At 41.4% G+C, this 23,948-nt stretch carries 26 protein-coding genes; 7 read left to right on the forward strand and 19 right to left on the reverse strand.

The window, feature by feature from the left end; all coding sequences use genetic code 11:
- Positions 1 to 3 precede the first annotated feature (3 nt).
- The 3 genes from P20439_RS06920 to P20439_RS06930 are packed head-to-tail and all read right to left on the reverse strand — an operon-like array spanning position 4 to position 2,230.
- Complete coding sequence (locus P20439_RS06920; protein WP_008465595.1) at positions 4 to 993, reverse strand: heme A synthase; 990 nt, start codon at positions 991 to 993, stop codon at positions 4 to 6.
- Positions 994 to 1,005: 12 nt separating this feature from the next.
- Positions 1,006 to 1,500, reverse strand: a complete 495-nt coding sequence (locus P20439_RS06925; RefSeq protein WP_008465597.1) for a hypothetical protein — start codon at positions 1,498 to 1,500, stop codon at positions 1,006 to 1,008.
- Complete coding sequence (locus P20439_RS06930; RefSeq protein WP_008465598.1) at positions 1,490 to 2,230, reverse strand: SURF1 family protein; 741 nt, start codon at positions 2,228 to 2,230, stop codon at positions 1,490 to 1,492. The genes P20439_RS06925 and P20439_RS06930 overlap by 11 nt, the downstream gene beginning before the upstream one ends.
- Positions 2,231 to 2,243: 13 nt before the next feature.
- Here P20439_RS06930 and P20439_RS18175 point away from each other — a divergent pair, with 13 nt between their 5' ends.
- On the forward strand, positions 2,244 to 2,555 hold the full coding sequence (locus P20439_RS18175) for a DUF2909 domain-containing protein (protein WP_083830245.1): 312 nt from the start codon (positions 2,244 to 2,246) through the stop codon (positions 2,553 to 2,555).
- Here P20439_RS18175 and P20439_RS06935 read toward each other — a convergent pair.
- The 5 genes from P20439_RS06935 to lexA all read right to left on the reverse strand — a co-directional run bounded on the left by P20439_RS06935 (position 2,455) and on the right by lexA (position 7,721).
- A complete protein-coding gene (locus tag P20439_RS06935) occupies positions 2,455 to 3,330 on the reverse strand; it encodes a cytochrome c oxidase subunit 3 (protein WP_008465600.1) in 876 nt (291 codons plus the stop codon). The two genes, P20439_RS18175 and P20439_RS06935, sit on opposite strands and share 101 nt — an antisense overlap.
- A 35-nt stretch (positions 3,331 to 3,365) precedes the next feature.
- Complete coding sequence (locus tag P20439_RS06940) at positions 3,366 to 3,896, reverse strand: cytochrome c oxidase assembly protein (RefSeq protein ID WP_008114159.1); 531 nt, start codon at positions 3,894 to 3,896, stop codon at positions 3,366 to 3,368.
- The gene (ctaD, locus tag P20439_RS06945; protein ID WP_008114160.1) at positions 3,896 to 5,488 is read right to left on the reverse strand and encodes a cytochrome c oxidase subunit I; all 1,593 of its coding nucleotides are present in this window, start codon (positions 5,486 to 5,488) and stop codon (positions 3,896 to 3,898) included. Before ctaD ends, P20439_RS06940 begins: the two co-directional genes overlap by 1 nt.
- On the reverse strand, positions 5,488 to 6,630 hold the full coding sequence (gene coxB / locus P20439_RS06950; protein ID WP_008465602.1) for a cytochrome c oxidase subunit II: 1,143 nt from the start codon (positions 6,628 to 6,630) through the stop codon (positions 5,488 to 5,490). Before coxB ends, ctaD begins: the two co-directional genes overlap by 1 nt.
- Before the next feature lie 473 nt (positions 6,631 to 7,103).
- The gene (gene lexA, locus P20439_RS06955; RefSeq protein WP_008114166.1) at positions 7,104 to 7,721 is read right to left on the reverse strand and encodes a transcriptional repressor LexA; all 618 of its coding nucleotides are present in this window, start codon (positions 7,719 to 7,721) and stop codon (positions 7,104 to 7,106) included.
- Positions 7,722 to 7,909: 188 nt separating this feature from the next.
- Here lexA and P20439_RS06960 point away from each other — a divergent pair, with 188 nt between their 5' ends.
- Positions 7,910 to 8,353, forward strand: a complete 444-nt coding sequence (locus tag P20439_RS06960; RefSeq protein ID WP_008114168.1) for a PaaI family thioesterase — start codon at positions 7,910 to 7,912, stop codon at positions 8,351 to 8,353.
- 1 nt (position 8,354) lies between these two features.
- Here the strand turns inward: P20439_RS06960 and P20439_RS06965 are convergent, their stop codons facing one another.
- A complete protein-coding gene (locus P20439_RS06965) occupies positions 8,355 to 8,735 on the reverse strand; it encodes a hypothetical protein (protein WP_008114170.1) in 381 nt (126 codons plus the stop codon).
- 198 nt (positions 8,736 to 8,933) lie between these two features.
- Between P20439_RS06965 and P20439_RS06970 the strand changes: the two genes are divergently transcribed.
- Together P20439_RS06970 and P20439_RS06975 are read left to right on the forward strand one after the other, a co-directional pair.
- Positions 8,934 to 9,644 carry a hypothetical protein gene (locus tag P20439_RS06970; RefSeq protein ID WP_008114173.1) on the forward strand — a complete coding sequence of 237 codons (711 nt, stop codon included), beginning with the start codon at positions 8,934 to 8,936 and terminating at the stop codon, positions 9,642 to 9,644.
- A gap of 91 nt (positions 9,645 to 9,735) precedes the next feature.
- Positions 9,736 to 10,389: an endonuclease gene (locus P20439_RS06975; protein ID WP_008465604.1), complete on the forward strand. Its 654-nt coding sequence runs from the start codon at positions 9,736 to 9,738 to the stop codon at positions 10,387 to 10,389.
- Positions 10,390 to 10,397: 8 nt separating this feature from the next.
- Here P20439_RS06975 and hmpA read toward each other — a convergent pair whose 3' ends face one another.
- Positions 10,398 to 11,579, reverse strand: coding sequence for an NO-inducible flavohemoprotein (gene hmpA / locus P20439_RS06980; RefSeq protein ID WP_008465605.1), 1,182 nt, complete (start codon positions 11,577 to 11,579; stop codon positions 10,398 to 10,400).
- Between the two features lie 20 nt (positions 11,580 to 11,599).
- Positions 11,600 to 12,832: an NnrS family protein gene (locus tag P20439_RS06985; RefSeq protein ID WP_008465606.1), complete on the reverse strand. Its 1,233-nt coding sequence runs from the start codon at positions 12,830 to 12,832 to the stop codon at positions 11,600 to 11,602.
- Between the two features lie 428 nt (positions 12,833 to 13,260).
- On the opposite strand from P20439_RS06985, the gene norR reads away from it, so the two are divergent.
- Positions 13,261 to 14,826, forward strand: coding sequence for a nitric oxide reductase transcriptional regulator NorR (norR, locus tag P20439_RS06995; protein ID WP_008465608.1), 1,566 nt, complete (start codon positions 13,261 to 13,263; stop codon positions 14,824 to 14,826).
- A 3-nt stretch (positions 14,827 to 14,829) separates the two neighbouring features.
- On the opposite strand, the gene P20439_RS07000 is transcribed toward norR, so the two are convergent.
- Positions 14,830 to 15,726: a LysR family transcriptional regulator gene (locus tag P20439_RS07000; protein ID WP_008465609.1), complete on the reverse strand. Its 897-nt coding sequence runs from the start codon at positions 15,724 to 15,726 to the stop codon at positions 14,830 to 14,832.
- Positions 15,727 to 15,843: 117 nt separating this feature from the next.
- On the opposite strand from P20439_RS07000, the gene P20439_RS07005 reads away from it, so the two are divergent.
- Positions 15,844 to 16,410, forward strand: coding sequence for an NADPH-dependent FMN reductase (locus P20439_RS07005; protein WP_008465610.1), 567 nt, complete (start codon positions 15,844 to 15,846; stop codon positions 16,408 to 16,410).
- Between the two features lie 7 nt (positions 16,411 to 16,417).
- Here the strand turns inward: P20439_RS07005 and P20439_RS07010 are convergent, their stop codons facing one another.
- Positions 16,418 to 16,861, reverse strand: coding sequence for a TerB family tellurite resistance protein (locus tag P20439_RS07010; protein WP_008465611.1), 444 nt, complete (start codon positions 16,859 to 16,861; stop codon positions 16,418 to 16,420).
- Positions 16,862 to 16,956: 95 nt separating this feature from the next.
- Here P20439_RS07010 and P20439_RS07015 point away from each other — a divergent pair, with 95 nt between their 5' ends.
- Positions 16,957 to 17,337, forward strand: a complete 381-nt coding sequence (locus tag P20439_RS07015; RefSeq protein WP_008465612.1) for a hypothetical protein — start codon at positions 16,957 to 16,959, stop codon at positions 17,335 to 17,337.
- A 65-nt stretch (positions 17,338 to 17,402) separates the two neighbouring features.
- Here P20439_RS07015 and P20439_RS07020 read toward each other — a convergent pair whose 3' ends face one another.
- From P20439_RS07020 to fabR, 6 genes are all read right to left on the reverse strand, one after another.
- The gene (locus P20439_RS07020) at positions 17,403 to 17,999 is read right to left on the reverse strand and encodes a hypothetical protein (protein ID WP_008465614.1); all 597 of its coding nucleotides are present in this window, start codon (positions 17,997 to 17,999) and stop codon (positions 17,403 to 17,405) included.
- 136 nt (positions 18,000 to 18,135) lie between these two features.
- Positions 18,136 to 18,735, reverse strand: a complete 600-nt coding sequence (gene leuD, locus P20439_RS07025) for a 3-isopropylmalate dehydratase small subunit (RefSeq protein ID WP_008465615.1) — start codon at positions 18,733 to 18,735, stop codon at positions 18,136 to 18,138.
- Positions 18,735 to 20,135 (reverse strand): 3-isopropylmalate dehydratase large subunit, encoded by a 1,401-nt coding sequence (leuC, locus tag P20439_RS07030; protein WP_008465616.1) that lies wholly within the window; start codon positions 20,133 to 20,135, stop codon positions 18,735 to 18,737. Before leuC ends, leuD begins: the two co-directional genes overlap by 1 nt.
- Before the next feature lie 56 nt (positions 20,136 to 20,191).
- Positions 20,192 to 21,268, reverse strand: coding sequence for a 3-isopropylmalate dehydrogenase (gene leuB / locus P20439_RS07035; protein ID WP_008465617.1), 1,077 nt, complete (start codon positions 21,266 to 21,268; stop codon positions 20,192 to 20,194).
- Complete coding sequence (leuA, locus tag P20439_RS07040) at positions 21,265 to 22,818, reverse strand: 2-isopropylmalate synthase (RefSeq protein ID WP_008465618.1); 1,554 nt, start codon at positions 22,816 to 22,818, stop codon at positions 21,265 to 21,267. Before leuA ends, leuB begins: the two co-directional genes overlap by 4 nt.
- Before the next feature lie 395 nt (positions 22,819 to 23,213).
- Positions 23,214 to 23,831 carry an HTH-type transcriptional repressor FabR gene (gene fabR, locus P20439_RS07045; protein ID WP_008114202.1) on the reverse strand — a complete coding sequence of 206 codons (618 nt, stop codon included), beginning with the start codon at positions 23,829 to 23,831 and terminating at the stop codon, positions 23,214 to 23,216.
- Positions 23,832 to 23,948: the final 117 nt, after the last annotated feature.

Genomic DNA, 23,948 nt, shown 5'->3' on the forward strand with positions numbered 1-23,948 from the left:
CCTTTAGGTACGGACTTTTAGGTAATAACATAACCTAACCATAGTTAATAACAGTATGGCAGCCATTAAGTTATGCGCCAGCGCAACACTGATCGGAAAGTGAAAATATACTACAGCTAACCCCAACGCTATCTGGCAAAATAACGCTACCAATACACTCACTGTGCAGCTTTTAATTTTTTGTGAATAGGCATGGCTGTATATTCGCCACATAACGAGTGCCAACACAATACAAGTGACCAATGCCCACATACGATGCAGTAAATGAATAGACATACGCGCTTGTTGTGACAACACGCCAAACTCATAATTGCTGTGCTCTAACGGTAGCTGAAAAACACTACTGAGCGAAAACGGCTGAGCATAGCTACATAGCGGTAAACCATTACAATGTGGCGCGGCATAATTAGCCGCTAACCAGCCACCTAAGGCTATTTGTAAAATAAGTACCGTGAGCGCCACCAAGCTTAGTTTAAAGTGGGGTTTTGCACCTGCGTCCCCCCCCGTAATTGGCTCGCTAGTCAGCCGTAAGTACAACAACGTTAATAACGCCAAAATACTAAACCCTCCGAGTAAATGCCCCATCACAATAAGCGGCTGCAGGTTCATAGTCACCGTCCACATGCCAAGCGCGGCCTGAAAAATAACAAGCAAAAGCAGTAGCATCGGTAATTTTACAGGCGTAGTTGGATACTGGCGTTTTACAAAAGCCAAAATAAACAACACTAAAATTAATACTCCGAGCGTGCCAGCAAAATAGCGATGAATCATTTCTTTCCATGCCTTTGCTGTTTCAAATATCATATCGGGGTAGCTTTGAATCGCATGCGCAATCTCAGCTTCATGTTTTGGTACGGTTAAAAAGCCATAACAACCAGGCCAATCGGGGCAACCAAGCCCTGCGTCACTTAACCGCGTATATGCGCCTAGAGCTACCACAACTAATGCGAATAAACTCGTTGCTAATACCAAATTTTTATAGTTTTTATACATAGCAGCCTCTACTTAGCTTGAACGAGAGTAATTAAGTAATTTTTTTAGATCTTTCAATAATCCCTTTTGTATCAAACGGTTTTCTTGTGGTTGAGGATTAAATGGATATTCCAGCACAATCAGTCCCATATGGTCGATTAAATATAAACTCGCGGGTTTTAATTGTTGTTGTTCAGCAATCATATGCCAATGCGGCTTCGCTGCTTCGGGTTCACCAATTATTGCCATATCTACTTTGTGTTGGTTTTTGCCAAGGGCAACATATAAATTATCTAAAGCAGCGAGCTGCTCCGAGCAAGGCTCTTCGCATTGTGCTGAATAATTTAAAGCAATAGTCCATTGTTTTGGATTATGCTGCTGCCAATTGTCTAGCTTAATTTCACGCTCTAAAAATTCGCCATGATTAGTAATTGCTGTAGGTAGCCAATCAAGTTTTAACGCGCTGTAAGCCAGCACTAAAGGGATAGCGCAGCATACAACAAAGAGCAACAGGGGTTTATTTTTCATTATCTATCCTCTTCTTGCTTGCAAAAATAGCAACTACCACACAGGCAATCGCAATTAAAAACCACTGTACTGAGTAGGCATAATGTTTTTCTGGACTCATCACAACAGCTTCATAATGGGGGGCCGCAATCTCATCTTCACCGCCTTGGCGATAGGCCATATAATCCACTAAAGGTCGCTGGGATTGGCTACTGAGAGCTTGCAGATCAATGATTTGAATTCGTTTAGCTAAATCTGATTGAGTATTACTATTAGCTAAGGTAAAGCCACTTAAGTTATCTTCTTTAATTTGTGCCGTTAACGAAAATTTACCACTAGGTATTGTCACGTTTGGTAGGATTTCTCTTGAACTGCCTGCTTTTACCCAGCCTAAATTAACTAATAAAAAGCGCGAATCATCAGGTAATTTTAATAATGCCAGTAAGTCGTAACCAACCTGACCATTATAAATTTGGTTATCGAGCAGCCAATAATTATTGGTATCAAAATAACCACTCAACGAAACTAATACCCCGGTTTTATTCCACTCTTTTGGCAGTTGTTGCAACTGTGCCCAGCTCATAACCCCTTGCTGTTGTATATTTTCAATGGCATTAAGCTGCTGTTGCTTTTGATCTGCGCGCTGTAATTGCCAAAACCCTAAACGCACGCAAACTAATACCACAATAACAACCAGGCAAACTGTGATTATTGAGCTAAGCTTTTGTTTGTTAAATACAACTAACTGCATAAGGGTAAATCCAGTGATTATTAAAATTATTATTGTTCTACTGTTATTATTTATATTGTTTAATTTATTTCGTGCTTTATTTATTATGGTGTCGGGAAAAACCAATGGACGCCCCATGTCTCACTTTTTAGGGCGTCGAGTGTTATTTTCTGTTGTGGTATTACTGATGGTAATTGCCGCACTAAAGCTAGGTTTAATTACGGCAAATCAATCACCTTTGCCCACTACAGTACATATACAAAAACAAACAAACATAGCCAAACAACATCAACAAAATGCCAGTACCACGCCGCAGCTTGAAACGCGAAGTGCTTATTTTTTGTAAAGTGGCCTTTTAAAATCCGTAGGAAAACGATTAATAAAATAATGGTACCTAAGGTGACATGCATACCGTGAAAACCGGTTAACAAAAAGAAGGTATTACCGTAAATTCCTGCATCAAGGGTTAAATTAAGGTCGTTATAAGCATAAATATATTCTTCTACTTGGAGTCCTAAAAAACATACTCCCAATAAAATAGTTACGCCTAAAAACACCTTAAGTGGCGTGCGCTTGTTATTTTCCATCGCCACATGAGCAAAATGCAGAGTCACTGACGAGGCTAATAAAATAAGGGTATTTATAAGTGGTAACCCTTGCCAGCCCATTGCTTGCGTCGTGGTGCCTCCAGGGGTATTTAACAACGGCCACACAGCCTCAAAGGTAGGCCATAACACTTCGTTAGTCATGGCGTTGTTATCGGCGCCTCCAAGCCAAGGTACAGAGAACATGCGAGCATAAAAAAGGGCGCCAAAAAAGGCCATAAAAAACATGACTTCTGAAAAAATAAACCAGCTCATACCTTGCCTGAATGAACGATCCATTTGGGCAGAATATAAACCTTGATGCGACTCTTCAATCACATTTTTAAACCAGCTAAACAGCATATAAAGCAATACGGCAATACCCACATACAGTATGTAAATACCGCTGCCTCCCTCTTTACCCATATCCATAACTGTTAAGGCTGCCCCTACCGCGATAAAAAATAGCGCCACTGCGCCAACTATTGGCCATGGGCTTTGATCAGGTACATAATAATGTTCATATTTTTGATTCATTTCATTTGCTCCTAGTTTTTCACTAGTTTTATAAGCTAGTTATTACTGGCTACTAACTTCTCGCTAATATCAAATACGGTATAAGACAGAGTTAACTCCTCCACATCACTGGGTAACTCAGTATCAACATAAAAAAGTAATTTAAACTCTAACTCCTCGCCAGCCTTCAAAGGTTGCTGGTCAAAGCAAAAACACGCTATTTTGTGTAAATATTTAGCTGCTTTACCCGGTGCTACCGAGGGGATAGCCTGCATCACTTTGTCTTCATTACTGTTGTTTTTAGCGCTAAACATAACCTCACGCATGGCCCCTGGTTTTACATCTACACTGTATTCTTTAGATTTAACCTCAAAAGGCGCACCACTTTGGGCATGCGTGGTAAAACTAACGCTGACTTCTCTATTCTCAGTAATCAAGGTACTTTGCTGTGCTTGCTCTAACGAGGGCTTACCATTAAGCCCCGTTATATCGCAAAACACGTCATATAAAGGCACCATGGCAAATGCAAAAGCAAACATTGCAATGCAAATAACCACCAGCTTTTTTAATAACGGTAGATGACTCATTATTTAATATCCGGCGGCGTTGAGAACGTATGGTAAGGCGCTGGTGAATCAACTTCCCATTCAAGCCCTTCAGCTCCATCCCAAACTTTTGCAGGCACTTTATCGCCCCCTTTTGCACATTTATACACAACGACAACAAACAGTAATTGCGATAAACCAAAGGCAAACCCACCTATACTAATAATGGCGTTAAAGTCAGCAAACTGCAGTGCATAATCTGGAATTCGACGTGGCATACCGGCTAATCCCACAAAATGCATTGGGAAAAACAGCACATTTACACTTACCAAAGACAACCAAAAATGCCATTTTGCCAAGGTAATATTGAACATATTTCCGGTCCATTTTGGCAGCCAATAATAAGCCCCTGCCATAATAGAAAATACCGCGCCCGTTACGAGTACATAATGAAAGTGTGCAACCACAAAGTAAGTATCGTGGTATTGAAAATCAGCAGGCGTAATAGCCAGCATCAATCCCGAAAAACCACCTAAAGTAAACAGCACAATAAATGCGATACTAAACAGCATGGGCACTTCAAAGCTAATAGAGCCACGCCACATAGTTGCTACCCAGTTAAAGACTTTTACGCCGGTAGGTACCGATATCAACATAGTCGCGTACATAAAAAACAACTCACCCGCCACGGGCATACCAGTGGTAAACATATGATGTGCCCACACGATAAAGCTCAACAAGGCAATCGAGGAAGTGGCGTACACCATAGAGGCGTAACCAAATAGTTTTTTACGTGAAAAAGTAGGAACAATCGTAGAGATAATGCCAAAGGCAGGCAAAATCATAATATAAACTTCAGGATGACCAAAAAACCAAAATATATGCTGGAACATTACCGGATCGCCACCACCAGCGGCGTCAAAGAAGCTGGTCGCGAAGTATTTATCAGTGAGTACCATAGTAACTGCACCAGCAAGTACCGGCATTACTGCAATAAGTAAAAAAGCCGTGATCAGCCATGTCCACACAAATAACGGTAGCTTCATCCACGTCATTCCAGGGGCGCGCATATTCACTATGGTTACCACCACATTAATGGCTCCCATAATCGAACTAATACCCATTATATGCACCGCAAACACAAACATTGCTGTGTTGTCGTTACTATAAGTGGTGGAAAGCGGAGCGTAAAAGGTCCACCCAAATGCAGGACCGCCACCAGGCATAAACAGTGACGCTAACAAAATCAAAAACGCAAACGGTAAAATCCAAAAACTCCAGTTGTTCATTCTCGGTAATGCCATATCTGGCGCACCAATCATTAGCGGGATCATCCAGTTTGCCAAGCCGGTAAATGCAGGCATTACTGCACCAAATACCATGATCAGCCCATGTACTGTGGTCATTTGGTTAAAAAAGTGTGGATCAACTAACTGTAAACCCGGCTGAAATAGCTCAGCACGGATCACCATGGCCATTGCTCCACCAATTAAAAACATCGTGAGTGAAAAAATTAAATATAAGCTGCCTATGTCTTTATGGTTGGTTGTAAATAACCAGCGTTTAAAGCCAGTAGCGGGTTGATGGGCATGATGAGCCTCATTGGTATTAGGTTGTTCTGCAATGCTACTCATTATTTAGCCTCCCCATCAGCATCCAATGCCGCTTGTATTTCGCTTGGTTGAATTACCTCTCCGGTGTCATTACCCCATGCGTTGCGTTTATAAGTAATAACGGCTGCTATCTGCTTAATAGATAATTGCTTGGCAAAGGACTGCATCGCTGTACCAGGCTTACCATAAAGTAAAATATCGATGTGACCTTTAATATCACCTACCACTATTGGACTGCCTTTAAGTGCAGGAAAAACCCCTGGCAGGCCTAAACCTGTAGGCTGGTGACACGCAGCACAGCTCGCCATATAAACTTGCTCACCCAGTGCCATTAACTCTTCTTTTGGTACTACTTGGTCAAGTAGCGCCGCACTTTCGGCGGCCGCTTTTTGTTTAGCTTGTTTAGCTTCTGCCAACCACGTTTTGAAGTCTTCTTCTGTTTTTGCTTCTACCACAACAGGCATAAAACCATGATCTTTACCACACAGCTCTGCACACTGCCCGCGGTAAGTACCTACTTCATTAATATTGGTCCATGTTTCATTGATAAACCCAGGATTTGCATCTTTTTTAACAGCAAAATCAGGCACCCACCATGAATGAATCACATCATCTGAGGTCATTAAAAAACGTACTTTTTGATTAATCGGTAGCACCAGCGGCTTATCTACTTCAAGTAAATAGTTCGGGTTTTTATCGGCAAGATTCGTTATTTCATTTTGAGGAGTCGCTAACATAGAATAAAACTCAACGTCCTCCCCCATATATTCGTAATGCCATTTCCATTGTGAGCCAGTAATTTTTATGGTGATATCAGCTTTGCTGGCATCCTCCATGGCAATTAGGGTTTTAGTCGCAGGAATGGCCATAACAATTAATATGACAAAAGGAATAGCAGTCCAGAGTATTTCTACTTTGGTGCTTTCATGAAACTGGGCAGGGACAGCCCCTTTAGATTTGCGATGATGAATGAGTGCCCAAAACATAATGGCAAACACGATCACCCCAATCACACAACATATTAAAAATATAGTCATGTGTAGTTGGTATACATTATTACTTATATCAGTTACGCCTTTACGCATATTATATTGGCTATTAGCAAGCACATTTTGCGAAAAAACTAACAATATAAGCCACAAGGAAGAACTCAGCTTACCCATGTGACGGCTCCTTTGATGCTATTGCTGACGCAAAGCGAAGGGACATACTACTTAAACGCCCATTCGTTATTTTTATTTTTTATAAGGGTGCTGGAGTTATTAAATGTGTGTGCTCAAAACGACTACGCTGTGAGTTATTTTTATTCCAGCTCTTTAATAACTAGTTAAAAAATAAACAATAAGCAAGGTGAGTATGAAAAATAAACAAGGGGTTACTTAAAAAAGTGCAGCAAAAAAGTAGTCACTAATGAGTTAGTTAACCTAAGAGTCAGGGGTGGTAAGGGGTAGCTTGAATAACAGCGGAAAAAATATAAAATTTTATGATTTAAAAATAATTAGGATAAATTTATTTATATATAAGTATTTAGCGATGTTATTTACAATAACAAAAGCGATTAACAAGCAGCACCATAAAAAATAATACAAGTAAAATCAGCGCCTAATTAATATTAAGCGCTAGTTATGCTTAACTATCACATCCAGTCAGCGTTACGAATAACACCTACCGCTAAGCCTTCAATATTGAAAGATTCATTTTCCAAGTCGACTTCAATGGCCGAAAACTCGTCATTTTCAGCATGCAGTAATACTTTTCTGCCGGCTTTTTCTAGGCGTTTAACCGTAACATCATCATCCACTCGAGCAACAATAACCTGACCATTTTCAGCCACTTGAGTTTTATGTACAGCGAGTAAGTCGCCATCCATAATACCAATATCTTTCATACTCATGCCGTTAACACGCAGTAAAAAATCGGCCGCAGGTTTAAACATTAAAGGGTCAATTTTACAGTGGCTTTCAACATGCTGTTGCGCCAATATTGGCTCACCCGCAGCAACCCGACCAATTAAAGGCAAGCCTAATTGCTCTGGCTCTTCTTCTTCAACAAGCTGAATGCCGCGACTCGCACCCGGCTTCATTTTAATTACACCTTTTTTAGCCAGTGCTTTTAAGTGTTCTTCTGCAGCATTTGCACTTTTAAAACCCAGTGTTTGTGCAATTTCGGCACGTGTAGGAGGCATACCAGTGTCTTTAATAAACACTTTGATAAGTTCGAGTATTTGCGCTTGGCGTTTTGTTAATGGTCGCATACAACTGGTTTTCCATACAGTACAATTAACTGTGAGTATATACAGTTATTTAAAAATCGCAAATATAAATTAATACCTTATAAGTCATGATGGCTAAACAATAAGATGCTTTAAAACCGCAATAATAAATGTAATTATTAGCAGCGCATTATCATATTAATTCTCAATTACTTATCCAAGGAGCTAGCATGAGTATTTGGCACCAACCAATTACATTAGAGTTTTGTAAGCAATTAGATCAAGGGATCACTGGCCAAGGCACGCTCATGAAGACCATGGGAATTGAAATCAGTGAAATTGGTGATGACTACTTAGTCGCCACTATGCCAGCCATACCTGAGCACCATAATCCAATGGGTATAGTGCATGGTGGTGCCAATGTCGTGCTTGCTGAAACAGTAGCAAGTTATGCCGCTAACTTTGTGGTTGATTTCAGTCGATTTTATTGTGTTGGGCAAGAGATCAGCGCAAGCCACTTAAAAGCGTCACGCAACGGCACATTAACCGCTACCGCAAGGGCTTATCATATAGGTAAACGCAGCTCGGTTTGGGATATTAAAATAACCAATAGCCGCAATGAGCTTTGCTGCGTATCAAGAATGACCGCAGCCGTAGTCGAGCGAAAAGGTTAAATTACTTTTCCAGAGGGTAAATAGTAACTTCTATGCCTGCGCCAATTGCAGATATGCGTAACAAGGTATCTGCATGCAAGGCCTGATTGAAACATTTTGGCGACGTACCCGACTCAAACCCCATATCAAACGTTCTGCGAGAACAGCTTAACCATTGCTTTAATGCATTGCGTGAACACGACTCGATTAACTCACACAAATGATTAATTGCTTTATCGGGTGTGGTTATTTCACCAGCTACTTCGATGCGTGCCAGTTGGCGGTATTCGTCTTTATCATAATGTAAAATGGTTGCGACCTTTTTTAAATCAGCAACTAATACGCTAATATCTTGCTTTGACTCAAGCTCTAGATCTACATTTAAAAATTGAATTTCCGACATACAGTTGTGTTACCCCACTTAAATTTCACCGCAAACTTTAACCTAATTTTGCATTTATACCAAATCAACAGCTTATAATTTATTTAATTCCTTTATTAAGCTGCAAGTATTAAAGTAACGGTTAATACAGCTATTAACCTAATGGCAGCTAGCTCCATTAGGTGCCTTGCACAAAAAATAATAATAATGAGTAAGCGAATGAACAAACGCATTTTTAAAACAGCCCGTAAGCTGCATAAATGGCTAGGCTACTTTTTAGTAATACAAATTTTTGCATGGCTGCTTGGCGGTTTATTTATGAGCGCCATGCCACTTGAAAAAGTACACGGTAAACACCTTGCAAACCGCCAACTAGAAAACCCTTTCAGCCAAGCCGATTACACAGCCTCACTTGATAAAATTATTGCAAATACACCACAACCCCAACAAATTAATTATAGTCACTTTTTAAATACCCCAGTAATTACGGTAACTACAGCAAGTAAAATCTATAGTTTTAATGGTGTAACCGGCAACCCACTCCCACCACCAAGCAAGGCACAAATCATCGCTAATGCCCAGGCTCACCTTTTAATTAAAGCAAACGTTATAAGCACAAAAAAGCTGGCAACCAGTTTTAGAGAAGCCGGGTTTAAAGAAAATATTTGGCAGGTTAATTTTAACGATATGCTTAGCACCAGCTTATATTTTAATGCTGATAACGGCGAGTTCATTACAGTTCGCAGTAATATTTGGCGAGTGTTTGACTTCTTTTGGATGCTACATATTATGGATTACGATGAGCGCGAGGATTTTAACAACCCGTTACTTATTAGTTTTGCTGCCAGCAGTGTGTTTTTTAGCTTTACTGGTTTTATTTTATTACTGCAAAACATCCGATTCAGAACAAGAAAACGTCAGCTATCCTGAGTTTTTAAGTGGATTCGGTTTAAAACTGATTTACCATTTAGGTTATTCACTCTAAAATCGCGGCTCCTGTAGTTCACTAAAGTGATAGGATATGCCGCATTTTATTTTTGCGTTATTGCTTTGCGTTGTCAGCTTTAATCTAAATGCTGAGCAATTTACTCGTTTTTCCAGTGCTAAAAAACACTTAATTAAAACCTTACCAACGGATGCAAAAAGTATCTATTGTGGTTGCGACATAAAACGTAAAGGCAAAAAGTTAGTACCCGATGCAACCCATTGTGGTTATGTGCCACGCAACACATTTACCCGCTCAGGTAACGTGAATCAACGCGCTCTACGAATAGAATGGGAACATATTGTACCCGCTTGGGAGTTTGGTCATCAGTTACAATGCTGGCAAAATGGTGGACGCAAAAATTGCCGTAAAGTAAGTGCAAAGTTTCGCATGATGGAAGCTGATATTAACAATTTAGCTCCCGCAATCGGTGAAATTAACGCTGATCGTTCAAACTATCGCTTTGGCATGTTAGCCCAAAATGCTAATCAATATGGTCGCTGTGAGGTTAAGGTTAATTTTAAACAACGCGTTATTGAACCGCCGGTTTATGCACGTAAACGTATTGCCGATGCATACGCTTACATGCAAAAAACTTATGGTTTAAAAATATCAAATAAACAACAAAAGCTGTTTAATGCGTGGCAACAACAAGCTTATGCCGCAAACACCGACAGTAAAAAGCTGTAAACTTATGTTTATAATGCTTGGTGTGGTCCAAATATTTCGTAATGAATATTCGAGCTCTGTACACCTAAATCAAGTAGTTGGCCTTTTACATAAGCCATGAACGAAGCTGGTCCACACAAATAAAATACACCCTCACTAATAGGCAGTGATGCCTCAAGCACAGATAAATCCATAAGCCCTGTGTAATCACATCCCCCACCACCTTGATTAAACCAGGTTAAGGTTTTTAGTTGTGGATACATAGCCGTTTGCTGAGCTAGGTAGTCTTTAAATGAATACTCAAGGCTATTTTCACACGCGTGTAAGTAACTAATCGCTTGATTAGTATTGTCGCTCAATAGCGTTTGCAGCATAGCCATCATTGGGGTTTGGCCAACACCTGCAGAAATAAGCACAACGGGGCTTGTTGCATCTTTCAAAAAGAAATCACCTGCTGGTGGGTATAGCTCTACTAGTGCGCCCTGCTCTAGTGAGTGTAAATAGTTAGACACCACGCCAGGCTGTGGTTGGCACTCTTTTTTAACGCTAATACGATAGTTTTTAGCATTGCTCTTTTGCGAAATAGAATACTGGCGGATCTCTTCATATTCTGCCCCCTCAGGCTTAACTTTAATGCCAAGATATTGTCCTGGCTTGTGGGAAATAACAGCTTTACCGTCTACAGGTGTGAGGATAAAGCTGGTTACAAATTCAGACTCAACATGTTTATGAGTAATTTCAAACTTCCGTGTACCTACCCAGCCACCCTGATTATTTTTACTGTGTGCATACAACGCTGCTTCTTCGGTAATACAAATATCAGCCAATAGGTTATAAGCTTCTCGCCATGCGTATTCAACATCAGCTGTAAACTGATCAGGAATAAGCTCTTTAAGTGTGCCGATCAAATGCGCCCCTACAATAGGGTAATGCTCGGGTAAAATATTCAAGCTGGTATGCTTATGGTTAATTCTTGCTAATGCCTCTTTTAACACGGCTAAATTATCAATATTTTGCGCATATGCAGCCAAGGCATTAAATAATGCAAATTGCTGACGACCCGTTTCTTGATTAGTCATATTAAAAATATGTTTAAGTTCCGGGTTATGGCTAAACATGCGCTTATAAAAATGATCGGTGACGACTGTGCCCGCTTCTGCAAGCAATGGAACTGTACTTTTTACAATCTTAATAGTTTTTTCAGATAACATTTTGGTTTCCTATGGGTGAACTAACCACGACGCCCATCAACACGACGCCGCGTTAATATAGGTGTGCAGTGAATTAAAAATAATAAAAAAGCCAGTAACCAAAGCACAGCGCTAAGCTGCCAAGCTAGGTGTGGCCCAATAAAAGGCGGGAGAAAAGCACGAATAATTGCAGCACTAAACACCAATGCAAACGCAAGGTTCATAAAACGCGGAATAGTAAGTGAGCGACCGGTATGCCCCAGTGATACTCGTATCATCATGGCTAAAATCATCATGCCGATACCACCAATAGTGATAAAATGCAGTGCGTCTTTAAACAGTATTGCACTGCTATAAAAACTGATTGCCACTAACATTAAACCTATACCTAAGGCTAAATAGGCAAAGTGTAACGACCATAATAATGGGACTTTTAGCACTTGCTTATTCCACCAGCAAACACTGCGCACTAAATGCAAAAACGCTGCACTCATCACAACTAGTGCCGGGTTAATTACAGTAAAAAATAATTTGCTAATAAAAAATAATGCTATCGCCAATACCGATAAGTATAAAATAGCTTTATCTATGTTTGGTGTGCGTACCTGCTTAGATAAGCCCAGCCCTTTGGCGGTAAAAAAAGGTAATACACGCCCAGCCACAACTCCCACCAACAAGCTTATAACCAGTACTGCGGTATCAACCATCGCCAGCGCTAGCTGCATTTGGTTTTTTAGCAGCAATATTAAGTACAGCATATTGAGCGTACATAAAAATGAAAGAATAAATAAAAACAAGTAGTTGCGTTTACTGCTCGCCTTTATCAGCATGTTGGCTAACACTATGATTACCGAGAGCCACCAAACAACTTGTAAAATCAGTACCGCATAAACATTAAACTGGGCAATGCTAGGTATCACTACAAAAAAACTAAGCCGTGCACTAAGCCACACTAAGCTAAGCCACATCAATGGTTTACCATTAATACTTGCAACACCGGTCCATGTTTGTGCTGCAGTAAGTAAAAAGCCAGCCACAACCACGCCCGCAAAACCAAATAACATTTCATGTGCATGCCACAAATTAGCAGGCATAACTAAATACCACTGTGCATCGCCACTTAAAATAAGTAACCAATAACCCACAGACAAACACGCTAGTGATCCACCAGCTAAAAAAAAGGGTCTAAATGCCAACATCCATAATGACCATTGTGATACCTGATGAAATGCGACCTGCGCTGGCATAGGTTCGGCTAAGTTTATGGGCTTCATTAGCGCACCTCCTGCCCCAGCCCGTGCTGCGCCACACAGCGCAGTACGTAACTCACTTTGACAATAGCCGCGAGGACAATCGTGCTAATGTGTGCAAAAATTTGTACCGGTATCGAAAAATAGCCTGCATAGGGATAACTTATTAACAGCGTAATCAACACCCCAAATACGCTAATACATAGCACCTTATTTGCATGAGATAGCAAACGGTAATACAGAGAATTAGACTCCACTGAATAATTAACATGCTCTAAGAAAGTACTGCCCATAACAACCCCAATAACTGCTTTCGTTATTTTGTCATTACACAGACCATGCCAATTAAATAAACACTTTAAATTCAATGCATTATTTAATTTCACTTTACAAAAAGAGTCTTAATGACCTACTATAAAAACCAATAAAATACACTAATAGGTCATTTTGACATGAACCAACAACTCAACCTGACTCAAGTTGCCTTAGAGCTTGCACAAAGCACCTTACATGCGCACAGTTTCGAGCAACTTTTAGCCACGGTTGAACGTGTTATTCCAAGTGATGCTAGCGCCTTGTTAATTCGCCAAGGCGAGCAATTAAAGCCTTTAGCGATTAAAGGTTTAATGCCTGATAGCTTAGGCAGGCGTTTTAATATTGCAGAGCATCCTCGTCTTGATGCTATTTGTAATCACCGCTTGACACTGCAATTTGCACATGACTGCCCGCTTCCAGACCCATATGACGGCTTACTACTAGCTAAAACCGGTGATATTCCAGTGCATGCCTGCTTAGGTTTACCGCTTTACGATAAAGATTCGCTGCTTGGTATTCTGACCTTTGATAGCCTAAACGCTGATGCGTTTGACGGCATTACCGCTGATACACTCAACACCTTACAAACCTTGTGCAGTGCGCACTTTAAAACCGCCCTAGAGCTTGCCCATTACAAACAACATGCGCAGCACTCAAGTGAATTAGTACAAGCGTTAAACCGTGAGGCACTTAAACGTGATGGTGGTGAAATTATTGGCCAAAGCCCAGTAATACAAACGCTTAAAAATGAGATAAAACTAGTTGCGGCATCAAACTTTAGTGTCCTTATTTTAGGTGATACTGGGGTTGGCAAAGAATTGGTGGCGCGTAATATTCACTTGCATTCAGCACGTAAAGATCAGCCATTAATTCATTTAAACTGTGCGTCTCTGCCTGAAAACCTCGCCGAAAGTGAATTTTTTGGCCATGCAAAAGGCGCCTTTACGGGTGCGCAAAATGCTCGCCAAGGTAAGTTTCAATTAGCCGATGGCGGTACCTTATTTTTGGATGAAATAGGCGAGCTACCACTGGCAATGCAAAGTAAATTACTACGGGTACTGCAAAGTGGCGAAGTACAAACCGTTGGTGAAGATGAACTTAAATATGTTGATGTTAGAGTGATTGCAGCCACTAACCGTGACTTAAAACACGAAGTTGAACAGGGACGATTTCGCGCCGACTTATACCACCGCCTAAGTGTGTACCCGCTGAGTGTTGCGCCGTTAAAAGCCCGTGATGAAGATGTTATTTTATTAGCCGGTTATTTTTTGGAAAAAACAGCTCGAAAGCTTGCCATTAAACAGTTAAAACTCAGCATTGAAACGCAATTACTGCTTAAAAAATATGACTGGCCTGGCAATGTAAGAGAGCTGGAACATGTTATTAATCGCGCCGCATTAAAAGCTAAACAGTATCAATGGCAACAACCAATTATTACTATTGAGCCAGAGCATTGTGAGCTAAATTTAAGCGCTATTAATACTTTTGCACTTGAACACTCAAACCAGCTTGCAACCACACCTTTGGCAAACAACATTTCGTTAAAGCAAGCCACCGATACTTACACTCAGCAACTTATTATACAGCAACTTCAACAGCATAATTATAACTGGGCAAGCACAGCCCGTAGTTTGCAGGTCGACCGCGCTAACTTAACGCGGCTAGCCAAGCGCTTAGGTATTTCAGTTAAAAAATCAATCTAATACTTAACTTAATTTACGCTGCTTAAAATAAGTTTTTAATAACTGACTAAACGCTTGCACTTTCGCAGTACGATGCACTAAATGATGCGTCACTAACCATAAGTCAGTAGGCCAACTTAGTTCGTTAGGTAATACAGGGACTAAATCAGGGTATTGCGCTGCAACATCATGCTGTAATCCGCCAATCCCTAGCCCCTTAACGATGGCGCGAGTGGCCTCTGAGGTTTCTGATACTCTAAGTTTAACTTGCGACGGAGGAATATTTTCATCAACCCATGCAAAATAAGGCACTTTGCCATTATAACCAGCAACTCCTGATACAAAATTATGCAGCGAAAGTTGTGCTAACGTTTGTGGCAAGCCATAACGATTTATGTAGTGTTTTGAAGCATAAAACCCTGACGAGAGTGCCGCTAAATGCTGAGCAATATAATCACCTTCATCCGGTCTGGGCCCTGCTCTTACAGCGATATGCGCTTGGCCATGGTCTAAACGCAAACGCTTTTGATCCATAATCACTTGTAATTGCACTTGCGGATGCAAGGTTTGAAACTGCTCGCATACCTCACTTAATACATCAATAAAGCCACTCACAGTGGTAAGTAACAAACTACCTTGTAAGGTGCTATCTGCAGCAATTATATCGTTATGTAAGCGCTCTAGCTCACCATTAATTGCTTGTGCTGTGGTAAATAACTTAGCGCCAATCTCTGTGACTTTGTAGCCACGAGCATGGCGATGGAATAATCGCGCATTTAAGCTTTTCTCTAAGTTATTTATTCGCCTGAGCACTGTACTGTGATGAACATCTAGCGCTTCGGCTGCTGCAGTTAAAGTGCCTAAACGCGCCACTTCATAAGCAACCTTAAGATCTTGCCAATCATCAAATTGAATTGCCATGGTAACCACTTTTCAAGTTGTGCATATACGCACATAAGTTTTGCGTTTATTTGGCTTTTCTGCAAGTAATTATTTGTTAAAGTCACTGCTATACACAATCAACATTAGGATCAGCTCATGACTACACCAAAAATTATTGCCCTAGCAGGTAGCTTACGTAAAGACAGCTTCAATCAAAAACTTATTAATGAAGCAGCGCGTTTTGCTTTAGAAGGTGGCGCTGAAGTGGAAGTGATTAAACTTGCAGACTTAGCCATACCTATGTTTGATGAAGATCTCGAGGCACAAGGCACACCTGCCGGCGTACAACAATTAAAAGACAAGCTACGCACAGCCGATGGTATTTTATTGGCTAGCCCAGAATATAATGGCTCTATTACTGCGGTGTTAAAAAATGCCATTGATTGGGCATCGCGAACCGAACAAGGCGCAGAGCCAGCATTTGCAAATAAAGTAACCGCGTTATATGCAGCGTCACCAGGTGGGCTTGGCGGCTTACGTGGTTTAAATCATGTGCGTGATATTTTATCAGGCATTGGCAGCTTAGTATTAGCTAACCAACTGGCAGTACCGGCTATTCATACTTTATTAGACGAAAACGGCCGTATTAACGACCCCGCTACCGCTGAAAAAGTGGCCGGCCTTGCACAGCAGTTAGTTAGCGTAGCAAGTAAGCTAAAATAAGCAGTGGCTATAACTTTGTTGCTGCAAGCTTTGCAGCAATAAAGTCTTCATGGGTAACATACAACAAGTTTGCAACGCGACGAATAACGTATTCTTCTTGTGGATCAAGTTCACCGTCTGCGTACGCTAAGCGCCAAAGCAGTTCAACTATTTCAATGCGCTGCTGTGCACTACATTGATTATTAATTTGCTTTGAAAATTGAAAATAATCAATGGCGTCATCTAAGCTTGCACTTGCTTGCTCGGTTAACTCATCTACTGCTTCATCAGTTAAATCAAAATATTTTTTTAATGTCAGACTTAACGTATGTTGTTCATCTGCCTGTAAGTCGTTATCCGCTCGCATTACCTCAATTAATAATGCGGCAACCGCTGTTTTTAAATCATGTTGTTCAATATCATAATCTTGCTGATCAATACTCGAAAAAAGCTGTTTAATTTGTTTGAACATCACATTTCCCCTTTTTGGGTGTTAGACTTATATCATAACGGGTGTAATTGATATGCTGATCACACTACCCAATATCAAGATGGAGTTAAAGGTTTATGAGCAGAAAAGCCAATCATTACATACATGGAATTATTAGCTGGGGTTTATTAACAGGGTGTTTGAGTGTGTCGGCAGAGCAAGCTGAAATGCAGCGACTTTATGACTTTGATGAAAAGGTGCATTATAAGCAAACGCAAATAGACACTAACAACTACCACCTAGAAATACAGTCTGACGACTACCCGCACTTTAAAAACCAAAGTGTTTTTTTATTGCGCCACGCAAACCGTTTATGTCGCGATAATCCTTTTATGTTAAAAGTAACCGAAGGTGTGCAAGAGTATGAACGTTTTCCAACTAAGCCACGCGCTTATCAGCCACCACTGAGTGTATTTGTGCAGTGTGAAATACCTGCAGAAAAAACCTCAAAAAAATAACTCCTCGTTACTTTTCAGTAAACCACTGAGTATTAAAACAGCCAGTGGTTTTACTGAAGCTGAGTTTAGTTAACGCTATACCCCCACGGCGCAGCCGGTGGTGTGATAGGTTTAGTTAAATCAAAATCCACACGGAATTCGCGACCTTGGCGAATAAGTCGATAAGTGAACTGTTCAGGGTAAATATACATTTGCCATGTATTGCCTACCGATTGCGGTATGCCTTGGCTAACAAATAACTCTTTTGAATACTGGTCAGCAGGGAATGATTGCATATTAGTAAAACCCGCATCCAAAGTATGACCGCCATACATAGTAGACACATCATCACTGCCATCTTTATGGCGATGATCGTGCTTTAGACTCAACCCACTGCCCGTTTTAGAAATGATCCACGTACGTGAGGCGTCATCACCCACATGAAACGGCACTTGTAGCTCACGTTCATTACACTTACGCACATGCATAACTAACTTTTTATCGGCAAATGAACTCGGTCCTGTGGCATTATCAACCGTTACTTTACCTTCAAAAGCTTTACCACAATGGGCAGCAATATTATCAAAAAAGCCATCATGGCTTGGAATTGATACTAAAGGCGCTGGGCGTGCTATTGCAGCGGTTGATGCAAGCATTAGTGCTGCAGCTGTTAATAATTTCATAATGTATCCCTAAACATGTAAAAAATTAGCTTAGCGTTTAAACAAACACAAAGACAGTAATCACGATGAACAGCATCTGACAGCAATGAAAAACGCGGCTTATGCCGCGTTTCATTATTTAATAACTTTTAAGCCACTATTGCCAAGGACGCTCAGCGGCAAGTTTTGCTTCAAACGCATCAATTTGCGGATTCAGGGTCTCGGTTACACCGATAAAGTCTAAGCCACTTAATAAACGCTCTTTCACGTCTTTGCGAATATCAAAGCTGATTGGCGCAAATTTATTGCTGCGCAATTGCTGGTTTTCTAAATCCACATCAATGTGAATATCGTCATGCTGCTCACTTAACACAAATAAGTCTTCTAATATTTGCGCTGGCAGTGCAATGGCAAGCATTTGGTTATTGCCACAGTTATTAAAGAAAATATCAGCAAAACTTTCAGCCAAAATCACTTCAAAACCGTATTGTTTAAGCGCCCATGGGGCGTGTTCACGTGATGAACCACAGCCAAAGTTGTCACGGGTTAGTAGTATTTGCGCGCCTTGATAGCAGGGTCGGTTCAAAATAAAATCAGGGTTTGCCTCGCCATTATCTAAATAACGCCAATCGTAAAACAAGGCCGCATCAAATCCGTCACGGCTGGTTGAAGTTAAAAACTGCTTAGGAATAATTTGGTCGGTATCGACGTTGTTTTTATCTAGTGGGGCCATTAAGCCGCTAAAATAAGTGCTCATTAAGCTTCTCCTCTAATATCAACAAAGTGGCCATGTATTGCTGCCGCTGCAGCCATTGCTGGGCTCACTAAGTGTGTACGCCCACCTCGACCTTGGCGTCCTTCAAAATTACGGTTAGATGTAGATGCACAGCGTTTACCTGCACCTAAACGGTCGTCATTCATTGCTAAACACATAGAACAACCTGGCTCACGCCATTCAAACCCTGCAGCTTTAAAAATATCGGCTAAGCCTTCATCTTCAGCTTGCTGCTTAACTAAGCCTGAGCCTGGAACAATCAGCGCTTCAATACCAGCTAAAACCTGTTTACCTTCAACAATTTTTGCTGCAGCGCGTAAATCTTCAATGCGGCTGTTGGTGCATGAGCCAATAAATACCGTGTCTACTTTGGCGCTTGATAGTTTATCGCCCGCTTTTAAGCCCATATATTTAAGCGCACTGCGAATTGCATCGGCTTTAATTAAATCGGTTTCTTTATCTGGATCTGGAATACATTCATCAACGCCAATCACTTGCTCTGGATTAGTCCCCCAAGTAACTTGCGGTTGAATACTGCCTGCATCTAACTCTACTTCTAAATCAAAATGAGCACCATCATCCGTTTTTAAAGTTTCCCAGTAGGCAACAGCGGCATCAAAATCAGCACCTTTGGGTGCAAACGGGCGGCCTTTTAAGTACTCGTAAGTGATTTTATCTGGGGCAATTAAACCTGCCTTGGCACCCATTTCAATGCTCATGTTACACAATGTCATACGGGCTTCCATTGATAGAGCTTCTATGCCTTCACCACAAAATTCAGCCACATAGCCAGTGCCACCAGCAGTGCCTAGCTTACCAATAACCGCCATAATTAAATCTTTAGCTGTTACTGTAGGGCGTAATACACCGTTAATTTGAATTTTTAACGACTTCGCCTTTTTTTGCTGTAGTGTTTGCGTAGCTAATACATGCTCAACCTCTGAGGTACCAATACCATGTGCCAAGGCACCAAACGCACCATGCGTTGAAGTATGACTATCGCCGCAGACTATAGTGGTACCTGGTAAAGTAATCCCCTGCTCAGGGCCAATAACATGCACTATGCCTTGGTTTACTGAATTTAAGTCGTACAGCAAAATGCCAAATTCTTTGCAGTTTGCATCCAGTGCCATTAGTTGATTTTTAGAGACTTCGCTGGCTGCATCTAATGAACGGCTTTTAGTTGAAACATTATGATCCATGGTGGCAATGGTTTTTTCTGGACAGCGCACTTTACGATTTTTTTCACGTAAACCTGCAAATGCTTGTGGTGACGTCACCTCATGTACTAAATGACGGTCAATATAAAGTAAATCGGTTTGCTCATTAATGCTGGCAACCGTGTGTGCTTGCCAAATTTTATTGTATAAGGTTTGGGCCACTTGCTAACTCCCTGATCTGATTGAGCCACAGGCTAACGGTGCTGTGGCTTTAATAATTAAATACGTGAAACGATGGCTGCTGCAACATCGTTGGTGGTATAGCCGCCCTGCGGATAAATATCAGGCGTCCCCACTCCTGCTTCAACCGCCTCTGCGACTGCTTTTTCAATAGTGCGCGCCGCTTCATCTTGTCCTAACGAATAACGTAACATTAATGCGGCACTTAAAATTTGTGCAATAGGGTTTGCCACCCCTTTCCCGGCGATATCAGGCGCTGAACCACCCGCGGGCTCATACAAGCCAAAGCCTGATTGATTTAAGCTAGCCGAAGGTAATAACCCCATAGAGCCGGTGATCATCGCGCATTCGTCCGATAAAATGTCACCAAATAAGTTATCGCACAGCAATACATCAAATTGGCTAGGTTGTTTAACTAGCTGCATCGCTGCGTTATCTACATAAATGTAATCTAAGCTCACTTCTGGAAAGTCTTTACTCACTTCGGTTACCACTTCGCGCCATAAAACGCTTGATGCTAAAACATTGGCTTTATCAACCGAGGTCACATGATTGCTGCGCAATTTAGCGGCCTCAAAAGCAAAACGTGCAATGCGCTCTATTTCTTTGCGTGAATAAGTTTGCGTATCAAATGCGGTTTCTTCTGCCCCTTCGCCACTGCGGCCTTTCTCACCAAAATAAATACCACCCGTTAGCTCGCGCACACACAAAATATCAAAGCCTTTTTCGCTAATATCAGCACGTAGTGGTGATGCAGCGCTTAATGCGGGTAACAATTGAGCAGGGCGTAAGTTACAAAACAAACCAAAGTGCTTTCGCAGTGGTAACAATGACGCGCGCTCTGGTTGGTCATTCGGTGGTAAATGCTCCCACTTAGGGCCGCCCACGGAGCCAAATAAAATAGCATCGGCGTTTTCACAGGCTTTTAAAGTTGTATCAGGAAGTGCTTTGCCAAATTCATCAATGGCTGCGCCGCCAATCGCGTGATGCTCACGGTTCAGAGTAAAACCAAATTTATCACTGACTGCGTCAAGTACTTGCTCTGCAGCTGCCATAACTTCTGGGCCAATACCGTCGCCTGCTAATACGGCAACGCTGTAATGTGTTTTACTCATCCTGCTTTCCTTTGTTGTTTTAAATCAGACACTTTTTGTGCTCGATAAATTAAGTTATAAACCCGAACCATAGCCCGTACTGAGGCTTCGACCACATCGGCCGCAATACCGGCACCGTGGTAAGGACGACCATCATATTTAGCAATAATATTAACTTGCCCTAATGAGCTGGCGCCTTGGCCGGTGGCCTCTAAATTGTATTCAATCATTTCAACACTCATACCTGTTAAGCGCTCAATAGCAGCAAACGAAGCTTCAACTGGACCATTACCTGTTGCGGCTTCTTGTTTTGCTTCGCCATCAATCAGCAAGCCTATGGTTGAGCTGGCCACCGATTGTGAATTAGACGCAGAGTTAACAAACTCTAACTGGTACTTTTCGTCTTTGTCGTTAATTTGATTAAAGTAAATCATGGCCTCTAGGTCGTAGTCGTATACTGTGCCTTTTTGGTCAGCCAGCGCAACGAAACTTTGGTATAAGCTATCCATGTCGTAATCTGATTTTTGATAGCCTAATTCTTCTAAGCGGTGTTCTATAACATGACGGCCTGAACGTGAGGTCATATTTAATTGGTTACTTGGTACGCCAACACTTTCTGGTGACATAATTTCATACGTGTTTTGCGCTTTTAATACACCGTCTTGATGAATACCTGAGCTGTGAGCAAACGCATTTTCGCCAACAATCGCTTTATTTGGCTGTACCGGCATATTACAAATTTTGGCTACCTGGCGAGAGGCGCGATAAATTTCTTCGCTTTTTATGTCGGTATATACGTTTAAGTGGTCTTTACGCATTTTCATGATCATTGCCACTTCTTCAAGTGAACAGTTCCCCGCACGCTCACCTATACCATTAATGGTGCATTCAATTTGGCGTGCACCGGCTTGCACTGCGGCCACGGAGTTGGCAACGGCTAAACCTAAATCGTTGTGGCAATGCACACTTAAACGCGCTTTATCTATATTTGGCACGTTATTCATTAAATGACGGATCATTGCCGCGTATTCATCTGGAGTTACAAAACCGACTGTATCTGGCAAATTAATTGTTGATGCACCGGCGTTAATTGCTTGCTCAACAATTTTGCATAAATCCCAATGCGGTGTACGCCCAGCATCTTCACACGAAAACTCAACATCATCGGTATAGTTACGCGCTAATTTAATAGATTTAACAGCCATTGCAGTGGCATCATCAAGACTCATACGCAACTTATGTTCAAGATGAAGCGGGCTGGTGGCAATAAAAGTATGAATACGGCTTTGCTGTGCAGCGCGCAGCGCATCGCCACAGGCCTCGATATCTTTGGCAACCGAGCGAGCTAAGCCACAAATAATAGGGCCTTTAACCTCGGTGGCAATACGTTGCACTGAGCGAAAGTCAGCTGGGCTCGACACCGGAAACCCCACTTCTATGACATCCACATTTAAGCGGCTAATGGTATGCGCCAGTTGAACTTTATCGTCTTCTGTTAGGCTTGCTTTTAGTGCCTGCTCACCATCACGTAAGGTGGTATCAAAAATCCATACTTTATCTTGCTGTTGCATAACTGCCCCTCAATTCCTGTATTACCCAAATTTCGATTTATCCCTGCTGCGAGATAAAAAAACCCCGCGGTTGCGGGGTTTTTAATGTTTAGCTCAATGCAAACACACTAATCCCCGCTCACTTGCCACAGCAGTAAGAGGTTTAGGTTTAGTGTAATTAAGCGAATAGTTTGCATCTGTTTTCTTGTGTGTGTGTCCAATGAGGCTTATTTTTATCATTGCAACGCAGTTGGCGCAAGCATAAAAATACCAAACAAATAATTAAAGGGGACTTTATGGGGATTTAAAATTCAAACAAAATTGGATAACAGAATAAAATATCCAACTTAAACCTAGAGCAGGTTTAAATTAATAAGCGCTGTAAAATACAGCGCTTATTTTAACTTTTTTAATATTTATTCTTTATTTTCAGCACGTACGTAATTTGACGCGCCGCGCGTAATATAACGTAACTGCCATATAACTCGCTCAATCAGTTCATCGCGTTGCTGACCTTCAATATCGAGCGCTTCAGCGCCTGCATTAAATACCAAAGTAACCATGGCTTCTGCCTGAATATACGCATGAATAGCATCGCAGGGGGTTTCACTTTCTAAATAATGTGCGAGTTCTAAAATAAAGTGTTTAACTTCACGTGCCACTGCTGCTCTAAATGCTTTTGAGGTACCTGAGCGTTCACGCAGCAAAAGTCTAAACTGATTGCTTGAGTTATCAATAAACTCCATAAAAGTAACCACAGAGGTGTTGATGACACTGCCACCACTGGCTATTCGTCTGCGTGCTTGGCGCATCAGCTGGCGCAGGGTTAAACCCGCTTCATCAACCATGGTTAAGCCCAACTCGTTCATATCTTTAAAGTGACGATAAAAAGAGGTAGGCGCAATACCAGCTTCGCGTGCTACTTCACGCAAGCTTAAATTAGAAAAGCTATGATCAGCACTAAGTTGATTAAATGCAGCTTCAATTAATGCTTGTCGTGTTTTTTGTTTCTGTTGTGCTCTAACACCCGACATCAACAGCTCCCTGAGTGAATTTGTAATAAATTTTTAATTAAAAAAATAGCTAATAGTACAGTCTAATACTTGACGGCAGCAGATTGAAATATTATTTTAGCGTACAGTTGTACGCTG

Origin of the sequence: Pseudoalteromonas sp. BSi20439 (assembly GCF_000241165.1) — a bacterium.
In the GTDB taxonomy this organism is placed as follows: Bacteria; Pseudomonadota; Gammaproteobacteria; order Enterobacterales; family Alteromonadaceae; genus Pseudoalteromonas.